This window comes from Hymenobacter tenuis, from assembly GCF_054780495.1.
On the sequence record NZ_BAAGWF010000001.1, the window covers coordinates 993,684 to 1,008,946 of the forward strand.

Below are 15,263 nucleotides of genomic sequence, written 5' to 3' on the forward strand. Positions count from 1 at the left end.
GGAAACCAAAGTAACGAAAACCCGACCGTAAAAGGATTCATCGAGCCGGAAACCTTACCAATGGGTACGTGCGCACTAGATACGTACGTGCCCGACAAGGTTTGCTGCCGGTTTGGGGCTAGCGGGGTTTCACACTAGGTATCGTGAGAGTGGCAACCGGCAGGCCATCGGCGTTGGCCGTGAGGCGCACCGTGCCGGGCGTAATGCCAGCCCGCAATAGTACCGTAGCGATGCCCGCTTCGGCTGGCACAGGATTGTCACCTAGTAGTTCCGCGTCGCCGGTTGCGGTGAAACGGATGGAGGTAGTGGCATCGGGAACCGGCGTGCCCTGGGCATCGACGACAGTGGCGTACACAAACACGGCGTCCTGCCTTCCAGTGGTCAAGTCGCGCCCGCTCTTGTCGAAAGTAAGCTGAATGTGGTGGGCAGCACCTGGCGTGCGGCGCGTGTGCTCCGCGGCGGCTTTACCGTTCTGGTAGGCCACGGCTTTTAAGGTGCCGCTCGTGAAGCTAGGTAGCGTGAACGTGAACGACGGATGCGCTAGGTGGTTGGAATACTGATCCTGGTCGGGCTTCTGGCGGGCCAGCGGGCGCCCATCAAGTTGCAGCTCTACTTCCTGGCAGTTGCTGTACACGCGCACCTGCCGCGCGGAGGTGGGCTGGGCGTAGCTGGCAATGAACACCATCGGCTTGCCAAACCCCAGGGCATCGGGCGCGGGACCGTACTGGCTTTGATAGAAGTAGAACGCGAACTTCGGCAAGCGGTATATGTCCATCACGCCAGACGATTCGATATCGGGGGCATAGCCGCGCTTGTAGTCAAACATCAGCCAATTGGCGTCACCGATGGCGGGCCCCACGAAGTTGTCGTTGTGGGCTTCCTGGAAGTTGAGCGCCTGCTGCACCAGCGCCCGCTCGCCTTGGCCCCGCAACTGGCGCGAGGTACGTTCCGACTCTTTCAGGCCCGCGTAGGCAGTTTGGTTAAAGCCAGCGTTCTGGGCATAATACTCCCAGTCGCCGTACTCGCAGAGCAGGATGGGCTTTTGCTTGTTGTATTTGTGCCAATAATCGGGGGCTTTGGCGTGCTGGCGGGCCGGTATGAACACGTCGTAGGCGTAATCCAGCCAACCGCAGGTGTACACGTCGGATGGGAAGGGCAACTCCTCATGCACGGCCTGGTGGGCTTGGTCCATGAACGATTTGCTCATGTCCGTTTCATTGAGGGCTGCTTCCCAGAGCACAATGCTGGGGTGGTTTCGGTCGCGGCGCACCATGTCGCGCACGTTCTGGAGGCTGTTGCGCTGGAAGGCCGCGTCGCCAAAGAACTGCCAGCCCGGAATAGAGTTCATCACCAACAGCCCCAGTTCGTCACAGGCCTGCAGGAAAGCTGGCGAAGGCGGGTAGTGAGAGCAGCGCACGAAGTTGAAGCCCGCCTCCTTGATTTTCCAGGCGTCGCGGTACTGCATCTCATCCGATAGCGCGTAGCCCAGATACGGGTATTCCTGGTGGCGGTTAGTGCCGCGCAATCGGGTTCTTTGGCCGTTGAGGTAGAAGCCATCGGGTGCGAAGCGGATGGTGCGCACGCCGGTAGTCAGCTCCTGCTGGTCCACGGGTTTGCCCTTCTCATCCAGCACCTCCACTTTCAGGCGGTAGAGGTAGGGCTGGGTTGGGGTCCAGAGGGTGGGCGAGGAGAGGGAAAAAGTTTGCTTAACGGAGGTAGCACCGCCTGGTGTCAGCAGCGGCGCATCAGTTAGGGTACTGGCCACTTCCTTGCCTTCGGCACTCAGCACCGTGGTGCGCAGCTTGGCAGGGCGCGCGGCCTTATAATCGTTGCGGATTTCCGTCTGGACGTGGAGGGTGGCCTGCTGCGGGCTCACGTTTTCGTAGTGCACCAAAATGCCGCCACCAGCTGGGCGGGCCGCTTCCACAGCATCAGTAATGTGCAACCGGTCCTGTAGTACTAGGTGCACGGGGCGGTACAAGCCGCCGTAGAAGTTAAAGTCGAGGTCTTTAAGGGGCTTGCCGGGCGGAATGGCCTGGTTGTCCTGGTTATTAAGCTTGACCAGCAGGCAGTTTTCAGCATCGACTTTCAGATACGGCGTCAGGTCGACGGTGAAGGGCAGGTATCCGCCTTGGTGGCGCATGAGGCGGCGGCCATTCAGAAACACATCGGCCTCACTCATGGCGCCCTCAAACTGCACTGCTACCCGCCGGCTGGTATCTGCAGCGGAAACCCGGAAAAAGCGGCGGTAGAAGCTGGTGCCTTGCCACTGCTTGTTCGGCGTCACGACGGGCTCCAGGCGCGGCGTGTGGGGCAGCTTTACCGTAGCCCACGGCTTGGCATTATCGGCTCGTGCAAAGAACGTAGGGCCCACGGCGGTGTCCACGTCCCGCACAAATTCCCAGTCGGCAGTAAAGGTGCTTTGGAGTGAGGTGACTTCCGGACTAGTGGTGCTGCCCGTGCGGGTGCAGGCGCCTAGGCCTAACAGGGCGGCCAACAGCAGCAGCTGGCTTTGGGATAATAAACGGCGATACAGCATTAGCGCAGGTATATCGATTCAATATCAAGGAAGGGGCGGGCTTCAGCGGTTGCCGTAGCGGCCGGGCCTAGCAATACTTGCAGCACTTCGGCCTGGGCCAGCGGTAAGGTGGCGGGGCCGTTGGTCTGGAAGGTGAGTGGCAAGAAGCTGGGGTAGGGGCGCGGCAACAGCAGTTGAGCACCCGGGCGGAAGGCCGAGAGGGGCACGCGTACTTCCTGCATGTCGGCTCCCAACTCAACGTCGGCTACGTAAGCTGCCGCGTCGCGGGTAGTAAGTACCAGCCGAACGACGCCAGCACCTGCACCCCGGCGGCCACGCACCACAACCTCCTTAAAATTGCTGGCATCGGCAGCACGCGTGACTAGGCGGTCGCCGAAGTAAGCGCGCAAGAACGCTACTGGAGCCGTGGGGTCGGAGAAGGGAATGGGGCTAGTAGGCGGGGGACTTTGCAGCAAACGCAGGGCTAGCAAGCCATTATTGGAGGTAACGTAATCCGACCAGCCACCGCCGTTGATGCCGCCGGTTTCGGTGCGCTGTTGGTCCTGGCTGGCTACATACAGCGGCAAGGCTGTGCCCGGCGCTACAATAGACGCTTCCCAGTACTCTCGTGCCGTGTAGTCCCAGTCGCGCGGGGTGCCGGGGTGGTTGCCGGGGAAGGTAATGGAGGTGTTGGCTTGTTTTACGACCACCCAGTAGCGGAGCAAGCCCGGATACAGCAGATCCGCCGGCACGGTAGCCTCGGCAGTAGTGAGCGTAACGCGGCGCATAGGCAGCGTGCGCGTGCGGCCATAATAATGCTGCGCTACCAGAAATACTGAGTCGGTGGCTGCGGCGCCGGCTATGGTAGCGTGCAAGGTAGCAGGCTGGCCGGCGGGTAGTTGAGTAGGAGCCGTATGGAATACCTGCGTGGGCAAGTTGGTAGCGGCCGGCGCCACAAACTCGCCAAGCCGGATAGCGCCTAGCTTCGATTGCGCCGTAAAGCCCGCTGCATTTTTGCCTTTCGCCGACACTAGGTACACGCCTGGCTGCAACCGCACGGTGCCGTTGCTGGCCTGCCCCTGAAACGCGTTGCCCTCATTCAGGCCGCGCACTGAGAAATCGGATCCAACACCTGGCAACGCGAGGCGCATGGGCTGGGTATTCCAGACAATGCGCGTAACGGGCTGACGCAAGGATGTAGTAGCAAACGGGTCACTGACCTGCACGGCATCGGGCATTACCTCCAGCCGCCACACGCCATTCGCCAGCTTATCCAGAAAATAGGCGCCGGTACCTTCGTAGGTAACTATTGAGGAGGAGCCAGTTCCGGCTAGGTGGCGCAAGGAAGCTGGTTTGCGGGGCTGCGTGGAGGTAGTGCTGGTGTAGTAGAACTCCTCAGGTGTATTCAGCTCGCTCACGCCGGAGCGGTAGCTAATCCGGAAGTTGTTGAACGTAGAGTCGGCGGGGTAGGAGGAAAACTGCTGGCCGAGCTTGGTCTGGCGGAACACCTTGCCCGCAATCAGCAAACTCACCGCTTTAGCGGGCGTGTAGGCCAGGTTCAGGTAATGGGTCTGGTATTCGGTATTAGCAAAGGCAATGTTGAGCGGATCGTAGGCAAACTGCGTGGCCCACTGCATGCCGGCGCTCCGGAAGCTGCGCGCCATCATCGGGTACATCACTGGCTGCAAAATATCCGCCGACTCAAACTCATACACCATCCGGGGCTTGCTCGCGAAGCGCGGGTCTTTGGCGTACGGAATTGGGTACTGGTTCACGAGGGGCAACATATTGCCGCGCAACGTATGCCCGCCCACCAGCGCCGAGGGGTACCACTGAAACGTAAAGCCCTGCACCGGGCTGCTCAGGATGGCGTTCGATACCGTAGGGCTTTCAGCAATGTTATAGAAGATAGGCTTCTTATAACCCGTTGCCCGCATAGCCTGCACCATGCGCTTTACAAAGCTTGTTACTTCTGACTCCGGCTGGCGGTAATGCGGCTCGTTACACACCTCGTAGGCAATGATATCGGGGTCTTCGCGGTTGAGCTGGCCAGTGTACTGGTTGCGGTGGTTTAGGAACTGAGTGAGGTAGTTTTCCTGGGCCTTCACGGCGCGCTCGGTATTGTAGGCGCGGCCCTTGGGGTAGATGCTGGAAAAGCCGGTTTGCGCGGTATCCTTCTCGGGGTAGCCATTGCCCCAATACGCAATCGGCGTGAGAATAATCTTGATCTGGCGGGCTTTCAGCTGCTGCACTAGGTAGTCAAGCAGGCGCAAGTGCTCGTTCTGGAGCAGATTGCCCACTGTGTCCGTCACTTCTACATCCCATACGTGCACCCGAAAGGCGTCAACCCCCAGGCGCGAAAGATGATATACATCCTGATCAATGGCCTTTTCCAGATTTACACCCAGCTTCTGGTGGGCGCGGTAGGAATAGGCAAAGGGGGTAGTATAATTTACCCCAAACAAAGCCACTTCCTGCTTGCTGCCCTGCCAGCGCATAATGCCTTTGCCATCAATGTACACATCGGCCTTGGCGGGAGGAGTTCGTTGGGCTAGGGTTGAGGTGTGTCCTAGACCTAGTAAAAGCAATAGAGTGCCGGCGCGAAGGCCGGTTCGGGCTGGAAAGGAGGGTAGCAAAGCAGGCATAGAAAAAACGTATACGCGAAATAACACTACGCAGAATCAAAAACGGCCGCTGCACCGGAAGTTGCAGCGGCCGTTTGATGGCGGTGATGAGTCTGTAAGCCGGGTTTTGTCCGCCCTTGCAAGCAAAAGCGGCCCCACCATTTATCTAGGCCAGTCCTCGCGGAAAGGCTCCATCAACCTACCCGCTGGCGCCGAACGAGCCGCCCGGTGCCGGCCCCGAAAGGCCTGCATACCAGCTTATTTGGTCTTTCAACCCCTGAGGTTTACCCAGCCGACACGGTTGCCCGGCCGCTGGTGCGCTCTTACCGCACCTTTTCACCCTTACCAGAAGTGAAATTGTGAAGTGGTGAGTTTGTGAATTTCACACCTTCACCTCTCTCAACTTCACTGCCTGGCGGTAATTTTCTGTGGCACTGGCTGTCCTGAGAAGCTTTACGCCGCCCAGTCCTTCCCGTTAGGAAGCAGGGTGCTCTGTGTTGCCCGGACTTTCCTCGTTGCCTTGCAGCACCGCGGTGGGGCGACCCATCACTAGGGCAAAGGTACGGCCTAATCGGGCAGAAAGCAGCAGACAGAGCTTACATGCCTGCACTAAGTGCTTTGTATATGGCAAGGAACAGAATGATAATATATAATGTATTTAAGATATGCGTGCCGAGAAAGTCTTTGTTTGGTTTAATTAAAATATATGATTTATATAATTAACAAAATTATATTAATAACAAATTAAACCGTTGTTAATCACTACTAAAAGCGGTTTTTAATGATGAATTTGCTAATAAATTGGCTCAACAGTAATGATATTTTCAATCGATTTGTCGGTTTGTTGAAATGAGTTTCTACTTTGCATCCAACAAAAGCGCTACAAACCGACGATGGCTCAAAGTTGAACTTCCCTGAGAAGGCCTCTTTTTAGCTTCTTCCGAATGTGTACTGTTCGCTCTCTTTCTTTCCACTTTTTACCCTAGTAGAATGCAGAAGAAACAACGCAATGCTCGCCTCGCTTGGCTCCTGAGTGCCTCGGCTATTGCCGCCAGTGCTTCGTTTACCGCTTGCTCGCAGGAAGATGCCGTAGCACCTTCGCAAGCCAGTGCATCGCAAAGCAGCGACGCTAAAAGCGAGGGCGACGTTATATCGGGTCAGTACATTGTGGTACTGAAAGATGGTGCAGTTGAAGTGAGCGGAAGTGACTCGTACACGCAGAAAGTAAACAAAGTAAAAGCAGTAGGTCAGGGCATCCTGAAAGCCCGCGGCGCCAGCGCCGATGCGCTGGGGTTTGCCTACGGCCATGCCCTGAAAGGCTTCTCGGCCCGCCTGAGCGCTCAGGAAGCTAAGGCCCTCCGCGAAGATGCTCGGGTGGCCTATGTAGAAGCCGACCGTGTAATCTCGTTGGGTAAGCCTGCCGGTGGCGGCACTACGCAGCCTGCACAGGTTACGCCTTACGGTATTGCCCGCGTGGGTACGGCCGATGGCACCGGCAAAACGGCCTGGGTTATCGATACCGGCATTGACCTAACGCACCCCGACCTGAACGTAGATGCTGGTCGTAGCAAGTCGTTCCTGACCAGCGGCGCCAACTATGCATCTCCTAATGATGGCAATGGCCACGGCACGCACGTAGCGGGTACCATTGGTGCCAAAAACAACACCATTGGTGTAGTTGGTGTAGCCGCCAATGCTACGGTAGTTGCAGTTCGCGTACTTGATTCCCGCGGCAGCGGCTCCAACTCCGGCGTTATTGCCGGCGTTGACTATGTAGGTGCCAACGGCAAAGCCGGTGATGTAGCGAACATGAGCCTCGGTGGCGGCGTTTCGCAAGCACTTGATGATGCTGTTCTGCGTGCTTCGGCCGGTGGCGTGCTGTTCGCCCTTGCCGCTGGCAACGAAACGGATGATGCCAACAACCACTCGCCAGCGCGTGTGAATGGTGCTAACATCTTCACCATCTCGGCCATGAACAACACCGACAGCTGGGCCTCGTTCTCTAACTACGGCACTCCCGTTGACTACTGCATGCCCGGCGTAAGCATCCAGTCGACTTGGTTGAGCGGTGGCTACAACACTATCAGCGGCACCTCTATGGCAACCCCGCACATGGCGGGCGTCCTGCTCCTGAAGGGCAAGAGCTTCACCCTCAGCGGCACCGTGAAAAACGACCCCGACGGCAGCGCCGACCCAATTGCTCACCTGTAAGCTGAGAAGCTTCTAATTATAGAAAAGGCCAGCCTGTAATGGGCTGGCCTTTTTTTATTGATGATTTAACTCACTAGCTACTTCAAATGCTACACTGGGGTTTACTTTCTAGCTGGTTCGTTAATATTAGGATCTGGAATATAATAGCGGACAGCAAGTGTGTCACCTGGCTTTTTACTAGGATCACGACTGTCGCCAAAGTATTTAATACCATCTATTTTGAAGTAGTAACGATAATAATATTGCCAGCTAACAGGGCTATTACCAAAGAACTCTTTGTCATTATTAATATGCCCAACAATGATAGATGTTCGCTCGCTATCAAGCCGTTTACTCATCTGAGACCCTATGATAAGTCGACTGACAAATAAATACAGAACACCTGCCATGACGGCTAAACCGATGTAATCAGTTAAACCAAAGCCATTACGGTCATGAGCAGTCTTCTTTCTCATACACTGCTTTTTGCTACAAGCAATAACCTACTTTACTACCCATACATTATCCTTCGGGTAGCTGTCGGGTACTAGGGTAGCGCCTAGCTTTAACTGCTTCACGACTTTAGTGGAGGCAATGGGCACCGTGACGGTGCGGGTGCCGGATTCCCAAACGGCAATGGTGCGGTGGATTTTCTCAGTGGAGTTATCGGCGTACGTAACCGTCAAGTCAACGGGGACGGGCTTGGTGCCTTTGGATTCCACTACCACATCGTAGCCAGCGCCGGTTTTCGTGACGGTTTGGATGGCCAGATCGGGGTAGCCGCTATCGAAAAACCAGCGCTGCCAGAACCAGTTGAGGTTGCGTCCCGCCCCGGCGTTCATCGAGTTGAAGAAGTCGTAGGGCATGGGGTGCTTGCCGTTCCAGTTGCGGATGTAGGTATGCAGCGCCTTCGTGAACAACTCGTCACCGAGCATATCCTTCACGTAGAGGTAGCCCAAGCCCGGCTTAGGGTAGGAGTTGAGGAAGAAGGCGGTTCCGGTTTGCTGGGTGCTAAGCGTGGTAATGGGCACATCTACCTCCGTAGCCGCAGCAGCAGCGTAAGGTGCTATGCCATAGTCGTCGTCGAGTTTGGGGTCGATTATGCCGGAAATCAACCACTCGCCGATGGTGGCCCAGCCCTCGTCCATCCAGCCGTACTTGGTTTCGTTGATGCCCATATAGAATGGGAACATCGTATGGAAAATCTCGTGGTCGGTGAGCGTAATAGCGTCCTCGCGGGTGCTGGTGGGGTTATCGTTCACCATCATGGGGTACTCCATCTGGTCGAGGCCATCGAAGATGGTTTCGTGGGAGTAGGGGAAGGGCCACTTCGGGAAGGTATACGACATAGCCTCCACCGTTTTGCGGGCGAAGTGAATCACCTCCTCGTAGTCTTTGTGCTTGGTGTTGTACACGGCATCTACGCGGGTGCGGCGCTTGGTTGCGGGGTCCACCACAAGGCTGCTGGCCTGCCATACGTAGTGGTCGGTGGTAGCAAACACAAAGTCTGTAACGTTCTTGGCTTCGAAGTGCCAGGTGTTTTGGGCATTCGGGGCGGTGATACCGCCCGCCTTTAGGTCGGCTTCCGTAATGATGCTGGTAATGCCGTCCTTTTTCTCGGCTTCCTGCAGCCTTTGGGCGTATTTCTTACCTAGTACTTTGTCGGCATTGGTGAGGTCGCCGGTGGCCCACACCACAAAGTTCTTGGGCACGGTAATGTCGGCCGAGAAGTTGGCGAAGTCGTTGTAGAACTCCTGGGAGCCGTTGTAGGGGTTGCGGTTCCAGCCGTCGATATCATCGTACACCGCAATGCGCGGAAAGAAGTAGGCTATAAAATTCGCGTTAGGCTCTACCTCGCCGGTGCGCGTGTGGGAGCCTTTGTTGAGAATGTAGGAGTAGGTGATGGAAACTTGCGCAGTTTGCTTGGGGCCAATGGCCTGCCGTACCGGTACCGTCAGGTTGGTAAAGTCGGCGCGGAGTTGTGCCACATCTACGGGCTGGCCATTGATGGTCAATTTGGTAATCTTCACGCCCTCGCTCACATCTGCCGCACTGATGCCGGAAGCCCGCGGTGCTCCTTTCTGGTACAGGTTGGGGTAGAGCTTCAGCAAAAGCTGGCGCAACGAGTCGGGGCTTTGGTTATGATAGGCAATCGTTACGGTGCCCGCCACTAGCCGCGAAGTTGGGTTAAAGCTGACGTTGAGCTTATAGTCGGCGGAGTTCTGCCAGTAATTGGGACCCGGTAGGCCTGACTCGGCGCGGGTGCCTTTGGCGTAGGTAGCCTGCAGATTGCGCGGAACCGGCAGTTGCTGAGCCGCAGCAGTGAAAGCGAGGAGAGAGGCAGCGAGAAGCGCGGGAAGTTTCATGCGGGAAAAATAGGTCTGCCGCAAAGTAACCAGATGCCGCCCACGGTTGCGCAGGTTTCAGCCTAGGCAACATGGATTGAAATAAAAAAAACGTCATTCTGAGAGAAGCGAAGAATCTTGCCTGCTCCGTTGAGAATAGCTCTGCAACGATTCAAGCGAGGTTCTTCGCTTCTCTCAGAATGACGTTTTAAGTAAGTTAACTGGTTACTTCAACCGCACTAGGGTAGCGCCGTAGCCGAACTTCTCCTTCTGCGAGTCCTCGAAGAACTTGATGTCGCGGTTGCGGCTCAGTAGCTTGTGCAGCTCTTTGCGCAGCGTGCCATTACCGGAGCCGTGGATAAACACGATTTCGTGCATATTGGTGGCTAGGGCGCGGCTGAGCGTATCCTCAAAGGCTTCGAGCTGGAGCTTCAGGATGGCGGTATTGCTCATGCCTTCTGTGCCGCCTTCTGGCATGAGAGCTTCCAAGTGCAGGTCTACCTCGTGGGGTGGTGCTACCAGGGCTTTAGCAGGCTCGGGAGCTGGTGCCACGGCAGCCGGCTTAGCGGGCGCGTTGCCACTGAGTTGGGCCTTAAGGGTTTCGGCCAGCTTTTCGGGCGCAATGGCTACCGGCGCAGCCGGCTTCTCATCCAGCTGGAAGATGTAGGCCTCGCGCTGCAGTACGGGCACGTTGGGCTGACGGCTGGTATAGAAGCTGGACGCCTTGAACTGCAAGCGCTTGGTGAGTAGCTCGTAGGCCGTGGTTCCGTTCAGCTGGTAGGGTAGTAATTGCACTACGGCGGCGGGCCATTGGTCGAAGTCCTTCAGGTGCCAGTGCCCCAGCGGCTTGCTCGCCGACTTAGCTGCCAGCTTCTCGGCCGATAACGCGCGGTACTGGCCGTTGCGCTCCTCCCCGAAAGTGTACAGCACTTCCCGGTCAGTATGGTTCACGATTTGTAGGGCCAGCAGCTCCGGCGACTGGTGTGTCAGGGCCAGATACAAGCCTTTCTGAACGGGTGGGGCCAGGTCTTTATCGGCCTTGATGGGGGCCGGGCCTTCCGTTTTACTAGGTGCCGGCGCGGCCGGAACCCCGGCGGCTTTGGCAGCACGGTTGGCGCCGGTGGTGGCGGCTTTCTTTTCAGCAGCGACGGAGGCAGCGCTCTGGCCAAACGCTTTGGTTTCTTCAGCAGCTACTACCACCACTTCGCGGCGCAGCACCGGAATAGTGAAATCATTATCAATGGCTACCTCAACCAGCTCGTCGCTGAGCAGGCGGGTGATGATGCCTTCTTCGCGGCCGGTAAGCAGGCGGACTCTGTCTCCTACGTTCATATCAACTAAAACAAAAAAATCGGGTGGAATGGAGTAAACAAAGGTAACGGGCAAATCGGCCCGCATCGTTTGGCTTAGTACGGCGCGGACCGGCTAATCGGTTTGATAGGGTTGCAGTCGGTGCGAGGCCTAGTAATACAGCCCGTGCATGACCAGGCCCCGCCGCGAGTTCCACTCCAGCGCTGGCGCGGGCAGGTGGAAGATGCTGGCCACGTAAAACACGCGCTTCAGAAGCTTGGAGCGGGTAGGAATGTGGCGCAAATCAACATCCAGCGAGAGGTAGTACTGGCGGTAGGGGTAGAGGCCAAGGGCCGCATTGGCATCAGGGTCGTTATAGACCATTTGTTGCGCGCCGTAGCCCACGGCCGGCTGCAGCCAGCGGGGCCAGCGTGAGGCAGCCGGCATCCAGGCACCTACATCCACACACAGCCAGTAGGTTTGGCCATTGTAATCTTTCAGGTGCTTTTCGGCCAGGCTTCGGCCTAGTACGTTGGGGCGCAGGCCGGAGTAGCGGGTAGTATGAAACGAGTATTTGGGCATGATGCGGACCTCGTTCCAGGCCAGCTGCTGCCCAATTAGGCCCACCGAGCCCAGCAAGTTGGCTCCCAAATCAGTAGCTGAAGCCCCATAGAGTGGGTCACGGCCATCCAGCAGTTCAATGGGGCTTTGCAGCATAAAACCTACGAAACCACCATACCAGAGCGCCCGCCGGTCGGGCACGCCGGCCCATCGGAGCATATCCACGGCGCCGCGGCTCTCATGAAAAGCCCCCCAGAAGTGGCCGGCCTTGTCCATCTGCTTCCATTCGGGCCAATCATTAAACCAATGCAGGGGGCTCCGCTCGCCGGTGTACCAGCCCTTGCTTAGCAGATAGAGGGTAGCAGAGTACGACACCACCAAGCCGCCCGCCAGCACTGGCAGGCGCCGGCTCAATAGGTTTGGGTTGGAAGCAGGGCTAGTAGAGGCGAGGGTTGAGTCAGGGAAAGCATGGTTACTAGACAACTGGCCGGCCTCAATCGGTTGGTTTGCTGTCAGTGCCATAGCTCTGGCTACGGTTGGCGCCTGCCCGTGGGCGGCTCCCGTAACTAGCAGGCTGGCTGCCAGTAACCTCCACCGTAGCAGGCTCTGGGCTAGCCAGAAACGAAGGTGAGCAGTAGGCATGAATCTGCAGGAAGCACAAAAAGATTAAAAGGTGCTTAAAGCTACGATAAAACCCACTAGCGCCTTGGTTGAATAGCCTGCTTTCGCCTATCTTTAATGCCCCCTTGCGCTAAGTTGCCGGGTGTGTACCGCTGGCAAGTCAATACAGCATTGTACTCAAGCTGCACTTTCTAAAATTCCCAACCTTACTTTTTCATGAAAACACTTCGACTTTTATTCACCCTAGTCGCTCTATTGGCCGGAATTCCGGTTTCCTGGGCTCAGGTGGTAACGGCCCAGCCCACGTTCTTCCGCGATACGGATGCCGTCACGCTGACGTATGATACCAAGCAGGGCAATAAAGCATTAGCCAATTACACCGGCGACGTGTTTATCTGGACGGGTGTCATCACCAACCAGAGCACTTCCAACTCCGACTGGAAACACGTAAAAGGCACCAGCTTTTCGGCTCCTACGGCCGCCGAAAAAATGACCCCGCTAGGCAATGGTAAGTATAGCATCACGTTTACACCGCGCACGTACTACCCCGGCCTGACTAGCGCCGAAACCATCCTGAAGCTGGCCATGGTATTCCGTGGCACCGGCGGAACTCCAGAAGGCAAAGGAGAAGGCAACACCGATATTCTGATTGATGTAGCCCAGGGCGCTTTCTCGGTTGGGTTCACCAGCCCGGTGGCTCAGAATGGCAACCCTATCTTTAGAAACAGCGGCGAAACCGTGGCGGTAACCGGTGTGGCTTCTACTGCCTCTACACTTACGCTCACACTGAACGGCACCCAGGTAGCTCAGCAAACCAACGCTACTACGCTCACGGCTAACGTGCCCGTTACGCAAGCCGGTACCAACGTACTACGCCTAACGGCTACAAGCGGCGCCAACACGGTATCCAGTACACTCAATGTGCTGGTGCGCGTAGCCACCGCAACCGCTGAGCTGCCAACCGGCGCTCGCAAAGACGGTGTGACGTATCTGAACAACGGCACCTCGGCCGTTATTGCGCTTACCGCTCCTGGCAAACAGTCCGTGTATGTAATCGGTGATTTCAACGATTGGCAGCCGTCCGCCACGTATCAGCTTAAGAAAACCAGCGCTACTGATGCTGCTAATGGCCGCTGGTGGGTACAAATTGATGGCCTTACGGCCGGCCAAGAGTACGCGTACCAGTTTCTGATAGATGAGAATCTGCGCGTAGCCGACCCCTACACCGAAAAGGTACTGGACCCCAACAACGACCAGTATATTCCGGCCATTACGTATCCTAATCTGAAGCCTTACCCAGTGGGCAAAACCACCGGTATTGTATCAGTATTGCAAAGCAATGCCCCTACATATGCTTGGCAGGTGACCAATTTTGCGCGCCCGAAGCGCACCGATATGGTGATTTACGAGTTATTGGTGCGCGACTTTGTGGCTCGCCACGATTACAAAACCGTAACCGACTCGCTTGACTACCTCAAGCGCCTAGGCGTGAACGTACTGGAGCTGATGCCGGTAAATGAGTTTGAAGGCAACGAAAGCTGGGGATACAACCCATCGTTCTTCTTCGCTCCGGACAAATACTACGGTACTAAAAACGACCTGAAAAAGCTGGTAGATGAGGCGCACAAGCGCGGCATTGCCGTGGTGTTGGATATGGTTCTGAACCATTCCTTTGGCCAAGGTCCCATGGTGCAGATGTACTTCGAGAATGGCAATCCGTCGGCTACTAGCCCGTGGTTCAACACCTCTGCCAAGCACCCCTACAACGTAGGTTACGACTTCAACCACGAAAGCGCCTACACCAAGTACTTCACCAAGCAGGTAATTAAGCACTGGCTAACAGAGTACCACATTGATGGCTACCGCTACGATTTGGCTGGTGGTTTCAGCCAGGTGCAGAAAACCGAAGCCACATACGATGCCGTTTACGACCAGTCGCGCGTTGATATCTGGAAAGACTATTACAACTACCAGATCAGCGTTGACGCTACGTCATACCCCATACTGGAGTCATTTGCTGCCAACACGGAAGGCAAAGTGCTGGCCGACTATGGCATGATGCTGTGGGGCAACCTGAACAGCAACTACAACGAGGCCACCATGGGCTACCACGAGAATGGTAAGTCAAACTTCAACTGGGGATACTACAAGGAGCGTACCTGGACTATGCCCAACCTCGTGACCTACATGGAAAGCCACGACGAGCAGCGCCTGATGTACAAAAACCTGCGTTTCGGTAACAGCTCCGGCAGCTACTCCGTGAAAGACCTGAACACGGCACTGGCTCGTCAGGAAGCAGCCGCTGCTTTCTTCTTCACGGTGCCCGGTCCTCGTATGATCTGGCAGTTTGGCGAAGTAGGCTACGATAAGTCGATCTTCATGTGCACCGATGGCACACTGCCCGGTGACAACGGTTCGGCCGACCAGTATGGCAAAGACCAGAGCTGCAAACTCAGCAACAAACCGGCCCTGTGGGATTACTACAGAAACGCCAACCGTCGTCGGCTCTACGATGTATACCGCAGCCTGATTCAGTTGAAGAAGGACGAGCCGGTATTTGAGAACTTCACCGCCTTCACGCAGGATGTGAGTGGTGCCGTAAAGACCATCCACCTCAACAACGCCGACCAGAACGTGACGGTACTCGGCAACTTCGATGTGAAGTCGGCTACGGTAAACCCCAAGTTCCAGAAAACCGGTACGTGGTACAACTACCTCGATGGTACCAGCCTCAAAATCAACAAGACAGATAGCACCTTCACGCTGGCTCCCGGCCAGTACATTGTATACCTGTCGAAGAAAGTGGCCAAGCCACTTGGCACGGTGCTTTCCACCAAGAGCCAGCGCGATGCTGCTGTGCTGCAATTGGTAGCTTTGCCTAACCCGGCTGGTGCCGTTGCACAGCTGCGCTACGAACTGCCCCGCACGGCTAACGTCCAGATTACGGTATCCAACCTACTGGGCGCCACTGTTCAGACGCTGCCAGCCACTCGGCAGGCTGCTGGCGCGCATGAGGTGGAGCTGCCCACGGGTACGTTGGCCAATGGCGTGTACCTAGTGCGCCTGACCACCGGCGAGCAGCAGCAATCCATCCGGTTAGTAGTTCAGAAGTAA

At 56.4% G+C, this 15,263-nt stretch carries 8 protein-coding genes and 1 other RNA gene; 2 read left to right on the forward strand and 7 right to left on the reverse strand.

Features of this window, described 5'->3' with window-relative positions:
* Nucleotides 1–118: 118 nt before the first annotated feature.
* The 3 genes from ACYVGU_RS04345 to rnpB all read right to left on the reverse strand — a co-directional run bounded on the left by ACYVGU_RS04345 (nt 119) and on the right by rnpB (nt 5,692).
* Entirely contained in the window at nt 119–2,539 is a 2,421-nt protein-coding gene (locus ACYVGU_RS04345) for a glycoside hydrolase family 2 protein (protein ID WP_460621061.1), read from the reverse strand.
* Nucleotides 2,539–5,163 (reverse strand): cellulase family glycosylhydrolase, encoded by a 2,625-nt coding sequence (locus ACYVGU_RS04350; protein ID WP_460621062.1) that lies wholly within the window; start codon nt 5,161–5,163, stop codon nt 2,539–2,541. Before ACYVGU_RS04350 ends, ACYVGU_RS04345 begins: the two co-directional genes overlap by 1 nt.
* Before the next feature lie 79 nt (nt 5,164–5,242).
* Nucleotides 5,243–5,692: RNase P RNA component class A (rnpB, locus tag ACYVGU_RS04355), an RNA gene on the reverse strand.
* 440 nt (nt 5,693–6,132) lie between these two features.
* On the opposite strand from rnpB, the gene ACYVGU_RS04360 reads away from it, so the two are divergent.
* The gene (locus ACYVGU_RS04360; protein WP_460621063.1) at nt 6,133–7,353 is read left to right on the forward strand and encodes a S8 family serine peptidase; all 1,221 of its coding nucleotides are present in this window, start codon (nt 6,133–6,135) and stop codon (nt 7,351–7,353) included.
* Nucleotides 7,354–7,454: 101 nt separating this feature from the next.
* On the opposite strand, the gene ACYVGU_RS04365 is transcribed toward ACYVGU_RS04360, so the two are convergent.
* From ACYVGU_RS04365 to ACYVGU_RS04380, 4 genes are all read right to left on the reverse strand, one after another.
* The gene (locus tag ACYVGU_RS04365) at nt 7,455–7,808 is read right to left on the reverse strand and encodes a hypothetical protein (protein WP_460621064.1); all 354 of its coding nucleotides are present in this window, start codon (nt 7,806–7,808) and stop codon (nt 7,455–7,457) included.
* 27 nt (nt 7,809–7,835) lie between these two features.
* On the reverse strand, nt 7,836–9,698 hold the full coding sequence (locus ACYVGU_RS04370; RefSeq protein WP_460621065.1) for a M1 family metallopeptidase: 1,863 nt from the start codon (nt 9,696–9,698) through the stop codon (nt 7,836–7,838).
* Between the two features lie 204 nt (nt 9,699–9,902).
* The gene (locus ACYVGU_RS04375; protein ID WP_460612281.1) at nt 9,903–11,009 is read right to left on the reverse strand and encodes a Smr/MutS family protein; all 1,107 of its coding nucleotides are present in this window, start codon (nt 11,007–11,009) and stop codon (nt 9,903–9,905) included.
* Nucleotides 11,010–11,138: 129 nt separating this feature from the next.
* Nucleotides 11,139–12,050 (reverse strand): DUF2279 domain-containing protein, encoded by a 912-nt coding sequence (locus ACYVGU_RS04380; RefSeq protein WP_460621066.1) that lies wholly within the window; start codon nt 12,048–12,050, stop codon nt 11,139–11,141.
* A 315-nt stretch (nt 12,051–12,365) separates the two neighbouring features.
* On the opposite strand from ACYVGU_RS04380, the gene ACYVGU_RS04385 reads away from it, so the two are divergent.
* Nucleotides 12,366–15,263: a DUF4961 domain-containing protein gene (locus ACYVGU_RS04385; protein WP_460621067.1), complete on the forward strand. Its 2,898-nt coding sequence runs from the start codon at nt 12,366–12,368 to the stop codon at nt 15,261–15,263.